This window comes from Leifsonia poae (assembly GCF_020009625.1).
Taxonomy (GTDB): Bacteria; Actinomycetota; Actinomycetes; order Actinomycetales; family Microbacteriaceae; genus Leifsonia; species Leifsonia poae_A.
The window spans coordinates 3,275,519-3,295,024 of record NZ_JAIHLP010000002.1; the positions used below are offsets into that span (position 1 = coordinate 3,275,519).

Consider the following 19,506-nt stretch of genomic DNA (forward strand, 5'->3'; position numbering starts at 1 on the left):
GCCGGGCCCTTTTCGCGTGTCTCGCTAGGAGAGCTTGCTCTGGATGGACGTCATCACTGCGGTGTCGGCCAGCGTGGTCGTGTCGCCGACCTCGCGACCTTCCGCCACGTCCTTCAAGAGGCGGCGCATGATTTTGCCCGAGCGGGTCTTGGGCAGTTCGGTGACCACGAAGATCTCCCGCGGGCGCGCGATGGCACCGATCTGCTCGGCGACATGCTTACGCAGCTCGGCTACCACATCCGTCGACGCGGCGAGCTCGAGCTGGCTCTGCTTGATGATCACGAAGGCGACGACGGCCTGACCGGTTGTCTCGTCTGCAGCACCCACCACGGCGGCTTCCGCGGTCAGCGGATGCGCGACGAGAGCAGACTCGATCTCTGCGGTCGACAAGCGGTGGCCTGACACGTTCATCACGTCGTCCACCCGGCCCATGAGCCAGATGTCGCCGTCTTTGTCGTAGCGCGCGCCGTCGCCGGCGAAATACTTGTCGCCGAACTTCTCCCAGTAGGTCTCTTTGAACCGCTCCGGATCGCCCCAGATTCCGCGAAGCATCGACGGCCAAGGCTCGGTCGCCACGAGGAGGCCGCCCTGGTCTTTGCCGACCGGCACGCCGGCGTCGTCGAGGATGTCCATCGAGACGCCGGGCAGTGGAACCTGCGCCGAACCCGGCTTCAACGTGGTGATCCCGGGGAGCGCGGAGACCATGATGGCGCCGGTCTCGGTCTGCCACCAGGTGTCGACGATCGGAGCCTTGTTGCCGCCGATCACCTCGCGGTACCAGATCCACGCCTCGGGGTTGATGGGCTCACCCACCGAACCGAGCACCCGGATGCTGGAAAGGTCGAACTTCTGCGGGATCTGCCGGCCGAGCTTCATGAACGAGCGAATGGCGGTCGGCGCGGTGTAGAAGATCGAGACCTTGTACTTCTCGATGATCTCCCACCAGCGGCCCTGGTGCGGGGTCTCGGGTGTTCCCTCGTAGAGCACCTGGGTGGCACCGTTCGCGAGCGGCCCGTAAACGACATAGCTGTGGCCAGTGATCCAGCCGACGTCGGCGCTGCACCAGTAGACGTCGGTCTCCGGGTGCAGGTCGAACACGTTCTTGTGGGTGAAGGCGGCCTGCGTCAGATAGCCGCCCGATGTGTGCAGGATGCCCTTCGGCTTCCCCGTCGTGCCACTGGTATAGAGGATGAACAGGGGCTGCTCGGCCTCGAAGGCTTTGGCGACGTGGTCGGCGTCGACCTGTGCGATCTCGTCGTGCCACCACAGGTCGCGGCCCTCGGTCCACTCCACGTCGTTCTCGCCGCGCTTGACGACGAGCACATGCTCCACGGTCGAGTCGCCCGAGGCGATCGCCGCATCCACCGCGTTCTTGAGCGGGAAGACCTTGCCCTTGCGCCAGCCGCCGTCGGCGGTGATGACGAGCTTGGCCTCGGCGTCGTCGATGCGCGAGCGCAGGCTCTCGGCACTGAACCCGCCGAAGACAACCGAGTGCACCGCACCGAGGCGGGCAACGGCGAGCATCGCGATGACGGCCTCGGGAATCATCGGCAGGTAGATCGCCACGCGATCGCCGGCTTTGACGCCGAGACTGGTCAGCAGGTTGGCGGCCTTCTTGACCTCGGAGGTCAGCTCGGCGTAGGTGATGCTGCGGCTGTCGCCGGGCTCACCCTCCCAGTGGATGGCGACCCGGTCGCCGTTTCCGGCCAGCACGTGCCGGTCGAGGCAGTTGTACGCCACGTTCAGCTCGCCGTCGTCGAACCACTTGGCGAACGGTGGATTCGTCCAGTCGAGCGTGCGGGTGAACGGCTTGTGCCAGTGGATCAACTCGCGGGCCTGGTCGGCCCAGAAGCCGAGCCGGTCCTCACGGGCGCGTTCGTAGAGAGCGGGAGACGCGACCGAAGTGGCGGCGAACTCCTCACTCGGGGCGAAGCGTCGCCCTTCGTGCAGCAGGTTGTCGATGGTGTTGCTCATGGGGAGGCTGTTCGCTCCTTTGCGATCTGGTGTTCTGGTCGTGGCGCGACACTGCCCGACTCTACAACGTGCCGGTGACGTGCTCCGATAAGACTTGCGTTTGCATCGATTCTGCGTAAACTGGTCAGCGGCCGAATATTAATTCTGGCGTGCGGCGCAAACGATTCCCCCCAATCATGCGCCGTAGTGGCCGCACCTGTTCCCCCCAATAGGTGCGGCCCCCCTCTTTTTAACCGGCAGCTGCGCTCCGCGGTGTGGAGCGCTTCCTCCACAGTGTCGTCAGCCGGACGCTTCTCCACCGGTTACTGTCGACCTCTCGGCCGCGTGTCTTCGCTCCGTACCGTCGGAGCATGGACATTGAGCAGACCACTCCTTTTGTTCCGAGACTGCGTTCGGTACCGCCGCCTTCGCTCGTGCCGTCTCCTTCGGCGCCGCCTCCGGTTCCGGCGCCTCCTCCGGTTCCGGCGCCTCTTTCGGCGCCGCCTCCGGTTCCGCCGCCGATCGCTCCCGCGGAACTCGCGACGCCATGGCAGACTTTCGGACCGCTCGCCCCCTACTTCCTCCGGGGCGACATCACCGACCTCTTCATCAACGGCGAGGGGGAGCTCTGGACAGACGGCGGTCGGCAGGGCCTGCGACGCATCGACGGCTGGCAGGCCGACGAGCGTGCCACTCGCGAACTCGCCGTGCGCCTCATCGCCCGGGGCGGCCGGCACATCGACGAGTCGACGCCCTTCATGGATGTGCGCCTCGACGGCGGAGTCAGGGTTCACGCTGTGCTTCCGCCGATCTCGACCGGCGGAACGCTGCTGTCCATCCGCATCCCGAGCCCGAGCCCGTTGCGCTTGCCAGATCTGGTCGCCGCCGGGTCGGTCACGCCCGCGCAGAATGACACCCTGCGAGCGGCGATCGCGGCGCGCACGAACCTGCTCGTCACCGGCGCGGGCGGAGCGGGAAAGACGACCCTGCTCGCCGCGCTCCTCTCCCACGCGCCGCCAGACGAACGACTCGTCGTGATCGAAGACGTGGCGGAGTTGCGCATCGACCACTCGCACGTCGTCGGTCTGCAGACGCGGCAACCCAACCTGGAGGGGGCGGGCGCCGTCGATCTGCGTCGGCTCGTGCGCGAGGCGTTGCGGATGCGGCCAGACAGACTCGTGCTCGGCGAATGCCGTGGAGCCGAGGTGAGCGATCTGCTGAGCGCGCTCAACACCGGTCACGACGGCGGAGCGGGAACGCTGCACGCCAACTCGTTGGCCGACGTGCCGGCCCGACTGGAGGCGCTCGGCGCGCTCGCCGGAATGGGAGACCGTGCGTTGGCCAGACAGGCGGTGAGCGCGATCGGGCTCGTCGTGCACGTGGAACGCGCTGGGGGAAGACGTCGCGTGGCAGGTTTTGCCCGGCTCGAGGTGCTCGACGACGGGCGCCTGGGTGTGGTCGAGCATGACCCGTCGCGCTGAGCCCCGAACACGTCGGGCCGGGGGAGAGAGCGAAGAAGCCGCGCAGATGGTCGAGCAACTGGCGACGCTGCTCGAGGCCGGTGTCGCCCCGGAGTCGGCTTGGTCGTATCTCGGGGAATTCTCGACGCATCCCGTTGTCTCGGTTGTCTCCCGGGCGATCGCATCCGGGTCGCGGGTGACGGATGCGCTCGCGGGAGCCGTCGCTCCATTCCGCTCGACGACGGCCTGGCGTGCTCTGGGGACGGCCTGGGCCGTAGCCGACGAGGCCGGGTCGCCGCTTGCGCCGAGCCTGCGCGAGCTCGGGGCGGTCCTCCGCGACCGGGCGGAGACGGAGCGCGAGATCGAGGTCGGGTTGGCCGGACCGCTCGCGACATCCCGCCTCGTCGGCTGGCTGCCGGTGCTCGGCCTCGCCCTCGGAGGGGCACTGGGCGTCGACATGGTGGGAACCCTGCTCGGCGGTGTCATCGGGTGGGTCGTGCTCGCGTCGGGCTGTGCTCTGCTCATCGGCGGGCGGCTCTGGACGCGATCGTTGGCACGACGGGCGGCTCCTCCCGTCGGCGCGCCAGGCTTCGCGTTCGACCTGGTCGCCGTCGCCCTGACCGGAGGGGTCTCGGTTCCGCTGGCCAAAGGGTGTGTGCGTGACGCGTCGGCCCGGTTCGATCTCGCACTCCGCGCCGAAAAGGACCTCGATCGCATCCTCGCCCTGGCCGAGCGGGCGGGTGCCCCGGCAGCCGATCTGCTGAGGAGTGCTGCGCGGCAGGCGAGACGGGATGCGCGGATCGACGGTAAACGGGCCGCGGCGACCCTGGCGGTGCGGCTGATGCTGCCGCTCGGGGTGTGCGTACTCCCGAGCTTCCTCCTGCTCGGGGTGGCGCCGGTCGTGCTCTCCATCGTCTCCTCCACAGTCAGCAGATTGTGAGTGTTGTCCACCGAATCGGTCGAACGACGCCGCGGAAACCCGAGGTCTCCGACGATGGAAAGAGATCGCGGAACCAACTGCGGCATCGGGGAGAGGACAGACGATGAGACAGACAACCGCACGGCACGACTACGTGAACGGGGCTTTGACGGCCCAATCACGAGTGTGCTGCCCCCTTCGACGCGACCATGCTCGGGGGTGGCGACAAACACTCGAGTTCGTGCGCGACGACAGGGGCTCAGCGACGGCCGAATACGCTGTGGCGACGATGGCGGCGGTCGGGTTCGCCGGGCTGCTCGTCGTGCTTCTGCGAGGCGACGAAGTGCGCAGCATCCTGACTGATCTGGTCAAACGTGCGTTGTCTGCCGCGGGGTGAGGCCGCCGATGATCGGGGGAGTGTGACGGCGGAGTTCGCCGTCGTCCTTCCGGCGGTGCTCATGTGTCTGGCGTTGTGCGTCGGCGCCATCCAGGCCGTCGCCCAACAGGTGCGACTCACTCAGGCGGCCGCGGTCGCAGCCCGGATGCTCGGGCGGGGAGACGACCCCGGCGCCGTCGTCACCGGTGCCGGAGCCGCAGGATACGAGAGCAGACAGGAAGGCAAGCTGATCTGCGTGCGAATCGCAGCGGCCAGCGGTGTGACCGGGCTCGGCGCGATCGGCGTCGTCGCTTCGGCGCAGGCCTGCGCAGCGAACGAGCGCTCCGAGGAAGACGAATGATCCGCTGCCTCACCTCGGGAACGCTGAAGCGGCGTAGCGGCGACGCGGAGAACCGGCAGAAGGGTGCGGAGAGCGGATCGGCGACCGTGCTCGCCGTCGGGATCATCGGGGCGCTCCTCGGGCTGGCCGCGGCAGGTATCGCCGTTGCAGGTGCAGCCGTCGCACAGCAGCGGGCAGCGAACGCAGCGGATGCGGCGGCGCTGACTGCAGCAGACGTCGCCTCGGGCCGCCTTCCGGGCGTCCCCTGTACCGAAGCCGACGACGTGGCCCAGGCCAACGGCTCGCGTGTCTCGTCGTGCCGATTGGACGGTCTGATCGTCACGATCGTGGTGGAGTCCGACTATCTGGGCTTCACGGTGACAGCCGAGGCGCGGGCGGGTCCCCCGGGCACAGCTCAGCCGAAGACGGCCTCCAGATAGCGGTACTCCACCGCGCTCGGGCGGTTGTCGGTCGGATCGTCCGCAGCGAACTCGAGAACGGACGAGCGGGCATACAGGTAGCGTTTCGTCCCCGAACCGGAGGGAATGTCGAGGCGGGGCCGAGGGTCACCGGAGTCCAGGAACTCGGTGGAGATCGTCTTACCCTCGAGAGGGCCGTCTGTCAGTTTGGCGGTATACGTCGTCGTTGATGTGGTTGCCATGCCCCCATCTTCCTCCCGCCCGCAACGTTCGCAAGGGCTCCGCCTCGGGCGAACACTGCGGCCGTCGATTAGGCAGACAGGCGGCTCAAGTGTGTATGGTGTGCCTGATGGGCCGCGAGGCTCACGCTCGCCGCAGGAATGCGGCGCTCGGGGGAGCGCGCTACCGGACGTCAAACTGTTTCAACACAGTGCGTACATATAAGAGGAGTCAGGTGTCTGGCACGAAGAAACTCGTCATCGTCGAGTCTCCGAACAAGGTGAAGTCGATTGCCCAGTACCTGGGCGACGGATACGAGGTCATGGCTTCGGTCGGTCACATCCGCGACCTCATCGAGCCCAAGAACCTGCCGCCGGAGCTGAAGAAGGGCTCGATCGGCAAATTCTCGGTCGATGTCGACAACGGTTTCGAACCCTACTACGTGGTGTCCGACCAGAAGAAGAAGACGGTCGCCGACCTCAAGCGAGCGCTCAAGAACGCTGACGAACTCCTGCTCGCGACAGATGAAGACCGTGAAGGCGAGGCCATCGCCTGGCACCTGATCGAGGTGCTGAAGCCGAAGGTCCCCGTCAAGCGGATGGTCTTCCACGAGATCACTCGCGAAGCGATCGAGAAGGCCCGCGACAACACCAGGGAGATCGACACCGCACTGGTCGACGCCCAGGAGACGCGGCGCATCCTCGACAGGCTCTACGGCTACGAGGTGTCGCCTGTGCTCTGGCGCAAGGTCGGCCCTGGGCTCTCAGCGGGTCGCGTGCAGTCCGCGGCGACCCGACTCGTCGTCGATCGCGAACGCGAACGCCTGGCCTTCGTTCCCGCGTCCTATTGGGGACTCACGGCGCGCTTCTCACCGGAGGCCGACGCTGCCGTCGCCCAGGCGCCGACCGGATTCGACGCCCGCCTGGCCCGAGTCTCCGGTGACCGGGTCGCCACGGGTCGCGACTTCGACGACCACGGCAAACTGACGTCGTCGGCGCGCACGCTCGACGAAGCAGCGGCGACCACGCTCGCCGAGTCGATCGCGCTGCCGAGCACGGTCGTCGCCGTCAGCAAGGTGGAGTCGAAACCCTACTCGCGTCGACCGGCCGCCCCCTTCACCACGTCGACCCTGCAGCAGGAGGCCGCCCGCAAGCTGCGGTTCTCGGCGAAGCAGACGATGAGCGTGGCCCAGGCTCTGTACGAGAACGGCTACATCACCTATATGCGCACCGACTCCGCGTCGCTGTCGCAGCAGGCCACCAACGCCGCACGCTCGCAGGCGGCCACACTGTACGGCCCGGAGACGGTGCCCGAGAAGCCGCGCACCTACGCCTCCAAGAGCAAGAACGCTCAAGAAGCCCACGAAGCGATCCGCCCCTCGGGCGAGACGTTCCGCACGCCGACCGAGGTCGAGTCCGTGCTGCGGGGGAACGAGTTCCGGCTCTACGACCTCATCTGGAAGCGAACCGTCGCATCGCAGATGGCCGACGCCAAAGGTCAGACCGCCTCGGTCACCGTCGAGGCGAAGATCGTCGACGGACCGGTCGAAGGAACGGTCGCCGAGTTCACGGCGAGTGGAACGGTGATCACCTTCCGCGGCTTCCTCAACGCCTATGAGGAGAGCAAAGACGAGGAGCGCAACGGTGCGGCCGAGCCGAGCGAAGCGAAGCTTCCGCCTCTGGAGCGCGGGCAGGCGCTCGACGTGCGCGACGTAGAGGCCGACGGCCACGAGACCACGCCGCCGCCGCGATACACCGAGGCGAGCCTGGTCAAGACGTTGGAAGAGCTCGGTGTCGGACGTCCCTCGACGTTCGCCAGCATCATGTCCACGATCGTCGACCGGGGATATGTGACCCCGCGCGGGCAGGCGCTCGTGCCGAGCTGGGTGGCGTTCTCAGTCGTCCGGCTTCTCGAAGACTACTTCGGCGACCTCGTGCAATACGACTTCACGGCCGAGATGGAAGACGACCTCGACCGCATCGCCGACGGCGAGGCCGAACGGGTCGACTGGCTCAACAGCTTCTATTTCGGCAGCGAGAAGCACAAGGGACTGCGCCGGGTCATCGACAACCTCGGCGAGATCGACGCGCGCAGCATCAACTCGATCGCGATCGACGACGGCGTCACTCTCCGCATCGGCAAGTACGGCCCCTACCTCGAAGTGACCGATGACAGTGCCGAGGAAGGCGCGCCGCCGCGCCGCGTCAACATCCCGCCGGAACTGGCACCCGACGAGCTGACGGCCGCGAAAGCGCACGAGCTGATCGACGCGCCCGTGCAGACTGATCGCGTGCTCGGCGTGAACCCGGAGAACGGCAAGAACATCGTCGCGAAAGACGGACGATTCGGGCCGTACGTGACCGAACTCGAGCCGGACGCTCCTGAAGCCGCGGATGCGACGGCCGGCACGAACGTCGACCCGGCCACCGGGGAAGTCAAAGACGCACCCAAGAAGAAGACCACGAAGAAGGCCGCAGCGGTCAAGCCTCGAACGGCCTCCCTGTTCAAGTCGATGGACCTTGCGACTCTCGACCTCGACACGGCCCTCAAACTGCTCGACCTGCCCCGCGTCGTCGGTGCCGACCCGGTCAGCGGCGAAGAGATCCAGGCGCAGAACGGTCGGTATGGTCCCTATCTGAAGAAGGGCGCCGACACCCGCTCGCTCACGAGCGAAGACGACATCTTCGGCATCGACCTCGCAGGCGCGCTCGAACTGTTCGCCCAGCCGAAATACGGTGCCCGACGCGCATCCAGCGCCCTGAAAGAGTTCGACGCCGACCCGGTCAGCGGCAAGCCGATCCGGGTCAAAGACGGACGTTTCGGTCCCTATGTGACCGACGGCGAGACCAACGCCACGATCCCCCGCGGTGAGACCGTGGAGGAGGTCGACTTCGCCCGCGCCGTGCAGCTGCTCGCCGACAAACGTGCCAAAGGCCCGGCGACCAAGAAAGCGCCGGCGAAGAAGCCCGCGGCCAAGAAGCCCGCCGCGAAGAAGCCCGCCGCGAAGACGACGGCGGCGAAGACGACGGCGGCCAAGAAGCCCGCCGCGAAGGCGACCGCCACCAGAACAGCGGCGAAGACCGCAGCGGCGAAGGATCCGGCAGGGGAGTGAGCGAGCAGGAAACGCGCGGCGCCGAGCGCAGCGGCCTCTTCATCACGCTCGAAGGCGGCGACGGCTCCGGCAAGTCGACGCAGGCGGCGCTCCTGGAGGGGTGGCTGACCGAGCAGGGGCGAACCGTGGTGCGCACCCGCGAACCCGGTGGAACACCGGCCGGTGTCGAGATCCGGGAGATCGTGCTGCACCACCGTGGCGACATCTCGCCCCGCGCTGAAGCCCTGCTCTACGCGGCCGACCGCGCCCACCACATCGAGGCTCTCGTGCGCCCGGCACTGGCGCGAGGCGAGGTCGTACTACAAGACCGCTACCTCGACTCGTCGGTCGCCTACCAAGGGGCAGGCCGCGTTCTCGACCCGGTCCAGATCCGAGACCTGTCACTCTGGGCCGCGGAGGGACTGCTCCCCGATCTCACGATCCTGCTCGACCTCGATGAGGCCGCCGCCCGCGCCCGGCTCGACACTTCGCGCACACGGTACGACCGCCTCGAGGCCGAGAAATCCGACTTCCACGCCCGCGTGCGCGCCGCCTATCTCGACCTCGCCGCGGCCGAACCCGACCGGTTCCTCGTCGTAGACGCCGCGCGTTCCGTCGACGAGATCGCCGCCGGCATCGTCGCAGGGCTCCGCCAGCGACTCGGCGCGCGCCTCTGACCGCTTCCGCCCGAATCGCATCGGACCGAATCGCACCCGAACCGCTCGAACGTCATCGCGGTCGGGAACTGTCCCTGGCGAACGCTAGCCTTGACGACATGGCAGTGTGGGACGACCTGACGGGTCAGGATGACGCCATTGCCATCTTCAAGGCGGCAGCGGCGGGCGGAAGCCGGAGCGACGCGGATGTGGCGGCAGACGCCGCCGTGCCCGGCGCGCAACCCGTGCGCGCCAGCTCGATGACCCATTCCTGGCTGATCACCGGTCCGCCCGGATCAGGGCGCTCCAACCTCGCCTTCGCTTTCGCCACGGCGCTGCTCAGCCCCGGAACGCCCGAAGGCGACGCCGCGACGCAGCGGCAGGTGGAGGCGCGAACGCATCCGGATCTCGCCGTGCTCAGCACTGAGCGTGTCATCATCTCGATCGAAGAAGTGCGGTCGCTGGTGTCGAGTTCCCAGTTCTCGCCCTCGGTGGGGCGTTACCGGGTGATGATCATCGAAGATGCCGACCGCATGAGCGAACGCACGTCGAACGTCTTGCTGAAGGCCCTCGAAGAGCCGCCGGAGCGCACCGTGTGGATCCTCTGCGCACCCAGCGATGCCGACCTCATCCCCACGATCCGTTCGCGCGTGCGCACCGTTCGGTTGCGCGTTCCGAGTGTGGCCGACGTCGCCGAGCTGATCGAGCGCCGTGACGGCGTCGACTCCGCCACCGCCGAACGCGCCGCGCGGCACGCTCAGAGTCATATCGGCATGGCGCACCGACTTGCCACGAACGAGGAGGCGCGCCGCCGCCGCGAGGACACTGTTCGTCTCGCCCTCGATGTGCGCTCGGTTTCGAGCGCCGTGCTCGCGGCAGCCACGATGCTGGAGATCGCGGGCGCCGACGCCAAAGCGATCACCGAGGAGCGGGATGCGGAGGAGCGGGAGCACGCGCTGCGCTCGCTCGGTGTCGAGCCCGGCGGCACGATTCCGCCCGCCCTCCGCGCCCAGCTGCGGCAGCTGGAAGAAGACCAGAAGCGCAGGGCGACGCGCAGCCTGCGCGACGGCATCGACCGCATCCTGGTCGACCTGCTCTCGGTCTACCGGGATGTCATGATGCTGCAGCTGGGCAGCGCGAGCGAGCTGGTCAACCGCGAACTGTGCGACCGCCTCGACGCTCTCAGCGCTCACACGACTCCCGCCGATACTCTCGCCGCAATGGATGCGGTCGCGACAGCGCGCCAGCGGATCGACTCGAACGTCGCACCGGCGCTCGCTCTGGAGGCGATGCTCACGAGCATCCTGCGCGGCGCCACTCGAAAGGGGACAGCACAGTGACCACCCGACCGGACGGCTCCCGGCCGACCCCACGAACCCGCGCGCGTCGCCGCACGACCCGTATCGCGCTGGTGGCCATGGCCGCGATCACCGCGCTGACCCTGAGCGGATGCGTCACCTGGTTCCTGCCGGCCAAGACCTCTCACACATCGTCGCCGGTGAGCGAGAATGTTCCCGCCGACCTGAAGCCGTTCTACGACCAGGTTCTGACGTGGACGAGCTGCTCCGGTGGCAAGCAGTGCACGACGGCCAAGACACCCCTGGACTGGGCGAATCCGTCGGCGGGAGAGATCGAGCTCGCGCTCATCCGCCAGCCGGCGAAGGGCACGAAACAGGGGTCGCTTCTTGTGAATCCCGGCGGCCCGGGCGGTTCGGGCTACGACTTCGTAGCGAACTCGGTGGACTACGCCACCGACTCCACGCTGCAGAACAGCTTCGACGTCGTCGGCTTCGACCCCCGTGGCGTCGGCCGTTCGACCGCCGTCAAGTGTTACGACGCGAAGGGGATGGATGCCTACCTCTACGACATCACCCCCGGTGTCCGCGGCTCCGACCAGTGGATCGCCGAGAACACCACCGCGGCGAAGGATTTCGGCTCGGCCTGTGCAAAGAACACCGGCGCCCTGCTCGACCACGTCGACACGGTGAGCGCCGCCCGTGACCTGGACCTGCTGCGGGCGACCCTCGGCGACAAGAAGCTGAACTACCTCGGCTACTCCTACGGCACCTACTTGGGCACCATCTATGCCGACCTCTTCCCGGGGAAGACCGGGCGATTGGTGCTCGACGGTGCGCTCGACCCCGCGGCGAGCAACTTCGATGTGACCGAGGTGCAGGCCAAGGGATTCGAGAGCGCCTTGCGCGCCTACCTCGCCGACTGTCTCAAACAGAAGGGGTGCCCGTTCAGCGGCACCGTCGAGCAGGGCATGGCGACGATCACCTCCCTCCTGGCCTCGGTGGAGAAGAGCCCGATCCGCAACTCTGACGGCCGCGAGTTGGGCGCGAACACGCTCGTCACAGCGATCATCTATCCGCTCTACGATGCGACGGCCTGGTCGTATCTGAGCGATATGTTCACTTCGGTGATGAAGGGCGACGCGTCTTACGCGTTCACCCTGGCCGACGCCTACAACAACCGGCAGGACGACGGAACCTACGGCGACAATTCCACCGAGGCGTTCACGGCGATCAACTGCCTCGACTACAGCTACGACGACAACCCCGCGACGATGCGCGAGCAGGCTGCCGAGTTGGCCAAAGCGGCCCCCGTGATCGGCCCGTACATGGCGTACGGCGACATCGGATGCGGCAACTGGCCGTACAAGACGACCTACGAGCGCGGTCCGATCGCGGCGAAGGGGTCGGCCCCGATCCTCGTGGTCGGAACCACCAACGACCCGGCGACCCCGTACGTGTGGGCGAAGAACCTCGCCGGCGAGCTGGAGAACGGACACCTCCTCACCTACAAGGGTGAGGGGCACACCGCTTACAACAAGTCGAACTCCTGTGTGAATGACGCGGTCGATGCGTTCCTCGTCAAGGGGACGATTCCGGCCGATGGCAAGACCTGCTGAGCTCGGTCCGCAGCGATGGCATCCCGAGGGAACCTGGTGTGGTGCAACTTTGCACAGAGTGAAATAATCGACGCATGAGTGTGGCTGAGGAAGAACTGGGTCTCCGCGAACGCAAACGTCTCGCGACGCGGCGCGCTATTCAGCTCGCCGCCGTCGAGTTGGCCAGCGAGCGGGGTTTCGACCGGGTGACGATCGACGAGATCAGCCATGTCGCCAATGTGTCGCCGCGCACGTTCTTCAACTATTTCCCGTCGAAGGAGTCCGCCATCATCGGCGAGCTCCCCGAACTGCCCGACGAGGAGCGCATCGAACGATTCGTCGGCGCCGGGCCGAAGGAGTCCATCCTCGACGGCATCAGCGACCTGCTCATCGCGGCGATCGACACCGGCGAGCTGGCCGGCGAGACCGGGGGTGACACCAGTGAAGTCGCCCGCGCCGTTCAAGAACTCCACGCCCGACGCCGCGCCCTGCTCAAAGACAACCCCGAACTGTTCGCGCTGCGCATGGCCAGCATGCACCAGTTCGAGGACGCGCTGAGCACCATCATTCAGCGCAGGCTCGCCCACGACGATCCTGCCTTGCTCGATGACGCGGAGACCCTGCACCAGCGCGCCCGTCTGGTCACCTATGTCTCGTTCGCCGGGATGCGGCACGCCTGGTCTTGCTGGGCCGACCACGGCGGCGTTGAGCCGCTCGCCGACCGCCTGCGCAGTTCCTTCGAGCAACTCCAGGCCCTCGGCAACCATGTGCGCTGAGTGGTCGGAACCACGCCCGCGAATCGGGTAAGCTTTATAGCTGTGCGTCGCGCTCGCGAGAGCAGACCCACGCCGCCCTAGCTCAGTCGGCAGAGCATCTCACTCGTAATGAGAAGGTCAAGGGTTCGATTCCCTTGGGCGGCTCCGTGTGATGAGTCGGGACATCGTTGATAGATGTGTCGAGACATCGTTGATATTAGGAAGAGCCCGGCCATCGGCCGGGCTCTTTTGTTTGGTCGCGCCAGTATTTTCTGTCGGGTTCGATGTGGTGGATGCTGAGGATCTCGCCGGTGTCGAGGTGAGTGACTGTGGCGCTGGTTTCGTCGACGAGGATGAGCACGGCTGTGCCGGCGTGGTTGTGGCCGATGCCGAGGTGGTGGAGGTTCCCGGCTCGGCGGAGGGTGAGTTTGCCGAATCGGTCGACGGTGTCGAAGCGGACGCGGTAGTGGGCGCTGAGGGTGTTCGGGTTCGGGTGGGCTTTGATGGTGGCGGCGTAGGCCTGGGCTGGGGTTAGCCGGTCGAGAGCGCGGTGCGGGCGGCGCTCGTTATAGATGACCCGGAACTGGTCGAGCTGAGTTTGCAGTTCGGCGATCGTCGCTGCCGGAGGCTGGCTGGCGAGCCAGCGTTTGAGGGTTTGGTGGAAACGTTCGATCTTGCCTTGGGTTTGCGGGTGATAAGGGTGCCCGTTCTTCTGCTGGATGCCGAGGGCGGCGAGGAGGTATTCGAATGCGTTCTTTCCGCCGGTGAAGCGGGCAGTGTAGACGGTGCCGTTGTCGGTCAGTGTGGAGGCGGGCAGCCCGTGGGTGTTCGTCGTGGCGGTGAAGGTGCTGACGACGTCGGGACCGGTGACCCGGTCGTGGGCGGTGCAGGACAGCAGCATGCGGGAGTGGTCGTCCAGCCAGTTCAGGATCTCGACATCGGTGCCGTCGGCGAGAGGCCAGTGGGTGAAGTCGGACTGCCAGGTCTCGTTGGGTTGGTGCGCTTCGAACCGGAGGTAGGAGGACTTCGGGCGCTTCTTCGGTTCCGGGGTGATCAACCCTGCAGTGTGGAGGATGCGGCGGATCGTGGAGGTGGAGGGGACCGGGAGATGTTCCTGGTCGAGGTGCCAGGCGATCGTGACCGGTCCGGCATCCAGCCCGTCCGTGGTCAGCTGCTGGCGCAGCGCGATGATCCGCGTCCGGACGTGCTCGGGCGTGCTCGTCGAGGAGGCGTGCGGGCGGCGGCTGCGCGGTTCGAGTGCGTCGAGCCCACCGGTCTCGTAGCGGGTGACGAGGGTGTGCACCCATTGCCAGGAGACGTCGAACTTGCGGGCGGCCTCAGCCTTGGTGAGCCCCTGGTGGACCACGGACAGGACGATCACGCGCGCCTTCGACATGCCTCATCGTCGACCGCGGACCACTATCAACGATGTCGCGACTCATCTATCAACGATGTCCTGAACCCCAACACCTTGGGCGGCTCCGAAGAAGGCACAGCCGTCATTCTGGTCGGCGTGCATGCATGAGGGTTGGCTGACCCCGCTCACCGGGTGAACGCGCGCGAGTTGGGCGGCGGTGCCCTGCTGGACCTCGGAATCTATCCGATCTCGTTCGCCGCGCACCTCTTCGGCACCCCCGAAACCATCCAGGCGAGTACTCGCTTTCAGGCCGGGGGAGCCGATGCTCAGGTGGCGACGATCTTCCAATACGCCGACGGACTCGACCCCCGGTGAGGTCAGCCGTGGTGCAAACTCCACGGGCCGCCGCCATACCGCATGATCACGTAGGGTTTGCCGTTGCCGGTGAAAAGGGGATCGATGGCAACCCGGACGTTCACGGGTGCCCCTTCCGACTTCCACTTTTCGATCATCGCGCTGGGGACGACGACACGACGGGTCTGCCGTGAGTCCAACGCGACCTCTTCGGCCCAGATGCGTTCTCCACCATCGCCGATCACCCCGACCGTAGCCGTTCCGGATGTGTGTGAGTGGTTCATCACCACGATCTGCAGTTCATCCAGCAGCGCAGTATCAAGGAGTCTCCACGACTGCCAAGGATGACGCTCGGGAGCGACCGTGGACATCATCTGGCGGAGCGGCCATACAGCGCCGAAAACTTTTCCACGATACGACTCGATGGAATGCACGTACATGTAATTGTCGTGTTCGTCGCGATACGACATCCAGAACGGAGTCTGCACGGTCAGACCCTGCAAGTTGGGAATGGACTTGAGCTGCTTGCGAATCGCCGCCGGAGGCTCCAGATCGATGAAGATCATGCCCTCAGTGTCGAGGTCGTGACCGACGATGTCTTCGACCTCGAGATACAACTGTCCGAATGGTGGAACGGTGAAGTCCTTCTTCGCGATGAGTATCCCGTCTTGCCCGTAGAGCCAGACGTGTGCGGTCGCATCGGTCAGTGATTCTGGGAAGAACGTCGAGTAGAAGTTCTGGAGGTGTGCGCGGCTACGAATACCTTCGGTGTTCATGAAATAGTGCGCGAACGCGCGGCGGGGCACGAACCCTGAAGCGAGAACCTTGCCGTATGCGCGCCGGACAGTGGCGGAATTGGATAGCGAACTAAGCACGTTCGAGGGCTCCTTCAGATGTCGGCAGCACTGTTGCTGCGGTTTCGAAGAATGTGCGGTGCAGAATCTCGTTCGTCTCGATCCGCTTCTGACCACCCCATGTCGTGAAGTAGTAGATCGGTGGAAGGGTGTGATCGCACGCGATTCCGCCGGAGACGAGATTGCGGGTCATCGAAAGCGGAACGAGTCCAGCGTCGCGCGAGAGGCCGAGGACCATTCCGAGTCCGCCTTGCGCGATGAAAGAGTCGAGCAGCCCATTGTCGACCAGGAGCTGTCGAACGCTGATGAACCGGAAGCCCCACGCCGGAACCTCGATGACTCCCTTAGCGATCTTCTTGCCGGACGGGTCGACGAGCCAGTACTCCATGTGCGCGGAGCCCGTGTAGTCGAAGGTCGTGCTCGCGTTGATCAGTGCGAAGAGCGTGTCGACAGTCGGGCTCACGATCGCTTTCGGCGCTTGCAGCAGCGTCGTCCGCGTCTTGTTGAAACGCGAATCGTTCTGCGGTCCCATCTGATAGGCGACGCCGGTGATGACTCCCCGGGGCTCTTGGCGAAATTCGATGAAATCGTCGGATGCCGAGACATGCGCCATGAGTTCTGCCCGATCGACGGTCACGAGTCCTTGCCCGCGAAACCGTTCGGGAACCAGATGGGCAACGCCGAGCGTGTTGCCGGCGACCGGGATCTGAAGCTCTTTGATGATGTCGCGAGTGTCGATCTTTCGAACCTCGCCGGGTTGGAGGGTCATGATGTTCTCGGCGACCCCGAGTCGTTCCCCGGCGTCGGAGAGGAACGAGATCGAGACATCGAGGTTCGTTGAGAATGGACTCCCGACCAAAGCGTTGTTGATCGTGATCGATGTACCGTAGCCAAGCTCACCGAGGATCGGGAAAATACACGGTCGGAAGAACAGCGGATCAAAGTCGGTTACAGGCGCAGCCGCCATGGCTCCTCCTCAGTTAGATGGTTGGTACCAACCCATTCGGGAGACCTCAAATATCCCCTATCGGGCCTCACACTAACACCGATTCTCGGTCATCCAGGGGTCGGGTTGGGGCACTCCTCACGGAATACTTGTAGCCTCCCTGACTATAAGCTGGTCCGCATGAGTACCGGAGTGGCCGGCCTGAGAACTGCGCCTTCAGGTGACTATGACGCTTCGCCGCGCTCGCTCTCGTATCGCCCCGATATCGATGGTCTTCGCGCGCTCGCCGTCGGCCTCGTACTGCTGTATCACGCATTCCCGTCATACCTGCGAGGCGGCTTCATCGGGGTCGATATCTTCTTCGTGATCTCTGGCTATCTGATAACGAGGGTGCTGCTGGAAAGCAGGTCTCGTGGACTCTCGGTCATCGCGTACGTCTCTACGTTCTACAAGCATCGCGTCCGTCGCATCTTTCCCGCGCTCATCGTCGTTCTGATCGCCTGTGCCGCCTACGGCTGGTTCAAGCTGTTCCCGGGTGATTACGAGTCGCTGACGAAATACATCGCAGGCGGAGCGGGCTTCGTGACAAACTTCGTCGCCTGGTCGGAGGCCGGATACTTCGACCAATCGGCCGATTCGAAACCGCTGCTCCATCTCTGGTCCTTGGCGATCGAAGAACAGTTCTACATCGTGTGGCCATTGCTGATTCTCTTCAGCGGTCGGTTCATCCGCGCAAAGTACTTCTCGTGGCTCCTCGGCGGACTTGCTGTGGCATCGCTGGCGTACTGCATCTACGTGACATCAGCCAATCCGACTCTGGCCTACTATTCCCCGCTCTCCCGGGGTTGGGAGCTGGCTGTCGGAGGCGTGCTCGCGAGCTTGCACGCACGTGGTATCTCAGCGCGGCGGGGCGTGTCCAGTAGCGTCATCTCGGTTGTTGCGCTCGCGTCGATTCCGATCGCGGCGTTGTTCGTCATCAATGAAGCGGGCTTTCCGGGTTGGCAGGCAGTGTTGCCCGTGGCCGCAACTGCGGCGGTCATCTGGTTCGGGACCGGCACTTGGGCGAATCGACGGATCCTGAGTTGGCAACCGATCGTCTACGTCGGGTTGATAAGCTATCCGCTCTATCTGTGGCACTGGGTGGTGTTGTCGTTCCTCCGAATCCAGAACCCGCAGCCTCCCGGTGTTCTCCTGCTTGTTGCCCTTGGGGCAAGCGTCGTGTTGGCGGCGGCCACCTACCATTTCGTAGAGCGCCCCGTGAAACGCATCCCGCTCGGCCGGGCGAGCATCGCAGTTGTAGCGGTCATGGCGGTCATTCTCGCTTTCGGGATCAGCGCCAACGCATTGCATCTTTCCGGGGTGAAGCTGACGACGACTCAAGCCGCGCTCTCGAAGGCCTACGATCCCGAGCCCGCCTATCGCTTTCAGAAGTGTTTTCTCGACTCCGCCACACAGACTTCCGTGGATTTTGCTTCGGAATGCGACCAATCGGCCAGTACTAGCAAACCCTCCCTTCTGCTGTGGGGAGACAGTCTCGCGGCACAGCTCTATCCGGGCTTCGCCGCTCGGGGCAGTGCGCTGGGTTATGTGATCGACCAGCGCACCGCGACCTCATGCCCTCCCGCGCTCGACAACTCGTACTCAGATCGCGGCAATTGCAACGAGATCAACGCTGCGACCCGCGCATACATCGAGAAACGGCGTCCGACATCCGTTCTTATCAACGGTCGGTGGCCCGTTGACGAGAAGGTCCGCAGCGCACAGATCACATCGATCGTGGCATTTCTGCGAGCCAACGGGGTGCAGTCCGTCGAACTGGTCGGACCGGCGCCGGACTGGGTGCCGACACTTCGCGGCAATCTCCAACAGATGCATTTCCCCGGGAACATTCTGCCTGACTATCTGACTCCGCCGGCGTCGACCTGGCCGACGACCACGGCCGTGGACGCCAGCTTGCGGAAGCTGGCGGGCGGCCTGGGGGCCGGGTATCTTTCGCTTGTCGACAAGCTCTGCAAGGCGAATGAGTGTCTGATTCGCGTTTCGAGCGACATTCCCAGTGGACTGGTGACAAGCGACCATGACCACCTCACCGCCCAGGCATCGACCCGTGTTCTCAAGTCGTTCGAATTGCCGGTGGCGACAGCGGAGCCTGGCGCCCAGACTGGTGGCTGATGCCCTCCCGGATTGCGGGAGGAGCACCTCAGAGCGAGATGGACGCTCTCAGAGTGGGCGGGCAACAGACTCGGATGCCTGAATCGGAACCGACCGGCCAGCCGGAACCGAAGCCTTCTGCTTCGCCGTTCGACGGCTTCCTCTTTATGGTGCGCAACCATCCGCGTGCTTGGATCTAGCAGCAAACGCGTTCGCGCATCCTTCGATCGAGCAGTTCTGGAGAAGCCGCTGCGGCGTCGTTCTCCTATCGTGGGATTTACACCGAACGGATTCCAGACAAGGACTGTGCCATGACGAATACGCAGGATGCCGAACGTTTCACCGATGAGGAACGCGCCGCCATGAAGGAGCGGGCGAAGGAGCTGAAGTCTCGCCGGACCAAGAAGCTCTCCCCGGCCGAAGCGGAGGGCGAGGTGCTCGAGAAGATCGCGGCGTTGTCCGACGAGGACAGGGCTGTCGCCGAGAGGGTGCACGCCATCGTGCGGGCCACCGCACCCGAGCTCACGCCGAAGCTCTGGTACGGGTTCCCGGCGTACGCGAAGAACGGCAAACTCGTCTGCTACGTGCAGTATTCGCAGAAGTTCAAGGCGCGGTACTCGATGCTCAGTTTCACCGACGCGGCGAACCTCGACGACGGCGGCATGTGGCCGACGTCGTATGCGGTGACCGAGCTGACCGACGAGGTCGAGGCGCGGATCGCGGCGCTGGTCAAGCAGGCGGCGAGCTGATCAGGCAGGGTCAG

The 19,506-nt window shown here is 65.4% G+C and carries 18 protein-coding genes and 1 tRNA gene; 14 read left to right on the top strand and 5 right to left on the bottom strand.

Going from position 1 to position 19,506, the window contains the following annotated elements; translation table 11 throughout:
- Nucleotides 1-24: 24 nt before the first annotated feature.
- Entirely contained in the window at nucleotides 25-1,974 is a 1,950-nt protein-coding gene (gene acs, locus K5L49_RS16380; RefSeq protein ID WP_223694392.1) for an acetate--CoA ligase, read from the bottom strand.
- 413 nt (nucleotides 1,975-2,387) lie between these two features.
- On the opposite strand from acs, the gene K5L49_RS16385 reads away from it, so the two are divergent.
- From K5L49_RS16385 to K5L49_RS16405, 5 genes are all read left to right on the top strand, one after another.
- Nucleotides 2,388-3,434, top strand: coding sequence for a TadA family conjugal transfer-associated ATPase (locus tag K5L49_RS16385; RefSeq protein ID WP_223694395.1), 1,047 nt, complete (start codon nucleotides 2,388-2,390; stop codon nucleotides 3,432-3,434).
- Between the two features lie 46 nt (nucleotides 3,435-3,480).
- Nucleotides 3,481-4,353, top strand: coding sequence for a type II secretion system F family protein (locus tag K5L49_RS16390; RefSeq protein WP_223694397.1), 873 nt, complete (start codon nucleotides 3,481-3,483; stop codon nucleotides 4,351-4,353).
- A gap of 220 nt (nucleotides 4,354-4,573) precedes the next feature.
- Complete coding sequence (locus K5L49_RS16395; protein ID WP_223694399.1) at nucleotides 4,574-4,729, top strand: DUF4244 domain-containing protein; 156 nt, start codon at nucleotides 4,574-4,576, stop codon at nucleotides 4,727-4,729.
- 22 nt (nucleotides 4,730-4,751) lie between these two features.
- Nucleotides 4,752-5,069: a TadE family type IV pilus minor pilin gene (locus K5L49_RS16400; protein WP_223694401.1), complete on the top strand. Its 318-nt coding sequence runs from the start codon at nucleotides 4,752-4,754 to the stop codon at nucleotides 5,067-5,069.
- The gene (locus tag K5L49_RS16405; RefSeq protein WP_223694403.1) at nucleotides 5,066-5,488 is read left to right on the top strand and encodes an Rv3654c family TadE-like protein; all 423 of its coding nucleotides are present in this window, start codon (nucleotides 5,066-5,068) and stop codon (nucleotides 5,486-5,488) included. The genes K5L49_RS16400 and K5L49_RS16405 overlap by 4 nt, the downstream gene beginning before the upstream one ends.
- On the opposite strand, the gene K5L49_RS16410 is transcribed toward K5L49_RS16405, so the two are convergent.
- Complete coding sequence (locus K5L49_RS16410; RefSeq protein WP_223694405.1) at nucleotides 5,464-5,709, bottom strand: hypothetical protein; 246 nt, start codon at nucleotides 5,707-5,709, stop codon at nucleotides 5,464-5,466. The genes K5L49_RS16405 and K5L49_RS16410 overlap by 25 nt on opposite strands.
- 212 nt (nucleotides 5,710-5,921) lie before the next feature.
- Here K5L49_RS16410 and topA point away from each other — a divergent pair, with 212 nt between their 5' ends.
- The 6 genes from topA to K5L49_RS16440 all read left to right on the top strand — a co-directional run bounded on the left by topA (nucleotide 5,922) and on the right by K5L49_RS16440 (nucleotide 13,246).
- Nucleotides 5,922-8,798, top strand: a complete 2,877-nt coding sequence (topA, locus tag K5L49_RS16415; protein ID WP_223694406.1) for a type I DNA topoisomerase — start codon at nucleotides 5,922-5,924, stop codon at nucleotides 8,796-8,798.
- Nucleotides 8,795-9,454, top strand: coding sequence for a dTMP kinase (gene tmk / locus K5L49_RS16420; RefSeq protein WP_223694408.1), 660 nt, complete (start codon nucleotides 8,795-8,797; stop codon nucleotides 9,452-9,454). The genes topA and tmk overlap by 4 nt, the downstream gene beginning before the upstream one ends.
- Before the next feature lie 98 nt (nucleotides 9,455-9,552).
- Nucleotides 9,553-10,773, top strand: a complete 1,221-nt coding sequence (locus K5L49_RS16425) for a DNA polymerase III subunit delta' (RefSeq protein WP_223694410.1) — start codon at nucleotides 9,553-9,555, stop codon at nucleotides 10,771-10,773.
- A complete protein-coding gene (locus tag K5L49_RS16430) occupies nucleotides 10,770-12,347 on the top strand; it encodes an alpha/beta hydrolase (RefSeq protein ID WP_223694412.1) in 1,578 nt (525 codons plus the stop codon). The genes K5L49_RS16425 and K5L49_RS16430 overlap by 4 nt, the downstream gene beginning before the upstream one ends.
- 74 nt (nucleotides 12,348-12,421) lie before the next feature.
- Nucleotides 12,422-13,102 (top strand): TetR family transcriptional regulator, encoded by a 681-nt coding sequence (locus tag K5L49_RS16435; protein WP_223694414.1) that lies wholly within the window; start codon nucleotides 12,422-12,424, stop codon nucleotides 13,100-13,102.
- Between the two features lie 71 nt (nucleotides 13,103-13,173).
- Nucleotides 13,174-13,246 (top strand) — tRNA-Thr (locus K5L49_RS16440).
- A gap of 52 nt (nucleotides 13,247-13,298) precedes the next feature.
- Here K5L49_RS16440 and K5L49_RS16445 read toward each other — a convergent pair.
- Nucleotides 13,299-14,477, bottom strand: coding sequence for an IS481 family transposase (locus K5L49_RS16445; protein ID WP_223693826.1), 1,179 nt, complete (start codon nucleotides 14,475-14,477; stop codon nucleotides 13,299-13,301).
- A gap of 132 nt (nucleotides 14,478-14,609) precedes the next feature.
- On the opposite strand from K5L49_RS16445, the gene K5L49_RS16450 reads away from it, so the two are divergent.
- Nucleotides 14,610-14,813, top strand: coding sequence for a Gfo/Idh/MocA family protein (locus K5L49_RS16450; protein ID WP_374107694.1), 204 nt, complete (start codon nucleotides 14,610-14,612; stop codon nucleotides 14,811-14,813).
- A gap of 2 nt (nucleotides 14,814-14,815) precedes the next feature.
- Here the strand turns inward: K5L49_RS16450 and K5L49_RS16455 are convergent, their stop codons facing one another.
- Together K5L49_RS16455 and K5L49_RS16460 are read right to left on the bottom strand one after the other, a co-directional pair.
- Nucleotides 14,816-15,667 carry a hypothetical protein gene (locus tag K5L49_RS16455; RefSeq protein WP_223694415.1) on the bottom strand — a complete coding sequence of 284 codons (852 nt, stop codon included), beginning with the start codon at nucleotides 15,665-15,667 and terminating at the stop codon, nucleotides 14,816-14,818.
- Nucleotides 15,660-16,613: a hypothetical protein gene (locus K5L49_RS16460; protein WP_223694417.1), complete on the bottom strand. Its 954-nt coding sequence runs from the start codon at nucleotides 16,611-16,613 to the stop codon at nucleotides 15,660-15,662. The genes K5L49_RS16455 and K5L49_RS16460 overlap by 8 nt, the downstream gene beginning before the upstream one ends.
- A 159-nt stretch (nucleotides 16,614-16,772) precedes the next feature.
- On the opposite strand from K5L49_RS16460, the gene K5L49_RS16465 reads away from it, so the two are divergent.
- Nucleotides 16,773-18,764, top strand: coding sequence for an acyltransferase family protein (locus tag K5L49_RS16465; protein ID WP_223694419.1), 1,992 nt, complete (start codon nucleotides 16,773-16,775; stop codon nucleotides 18,762-18,764).
- Between the two features lie 290 nt (nucleotides 18,765-19,054).
- On the top strand, nucleotides 19,055-19,492 hold the full coding sequence (locus K5L49_RS16470) for an iron chaperone (RefSeq protein WP_223694420.1): 438 nt from the start codon (nucleotides 19,055-19,057) through the stop codon (nucleotides 19,490-19,492).
- Nucleotides 19,493-19,506: the final 14 nt, after the last annotated feature.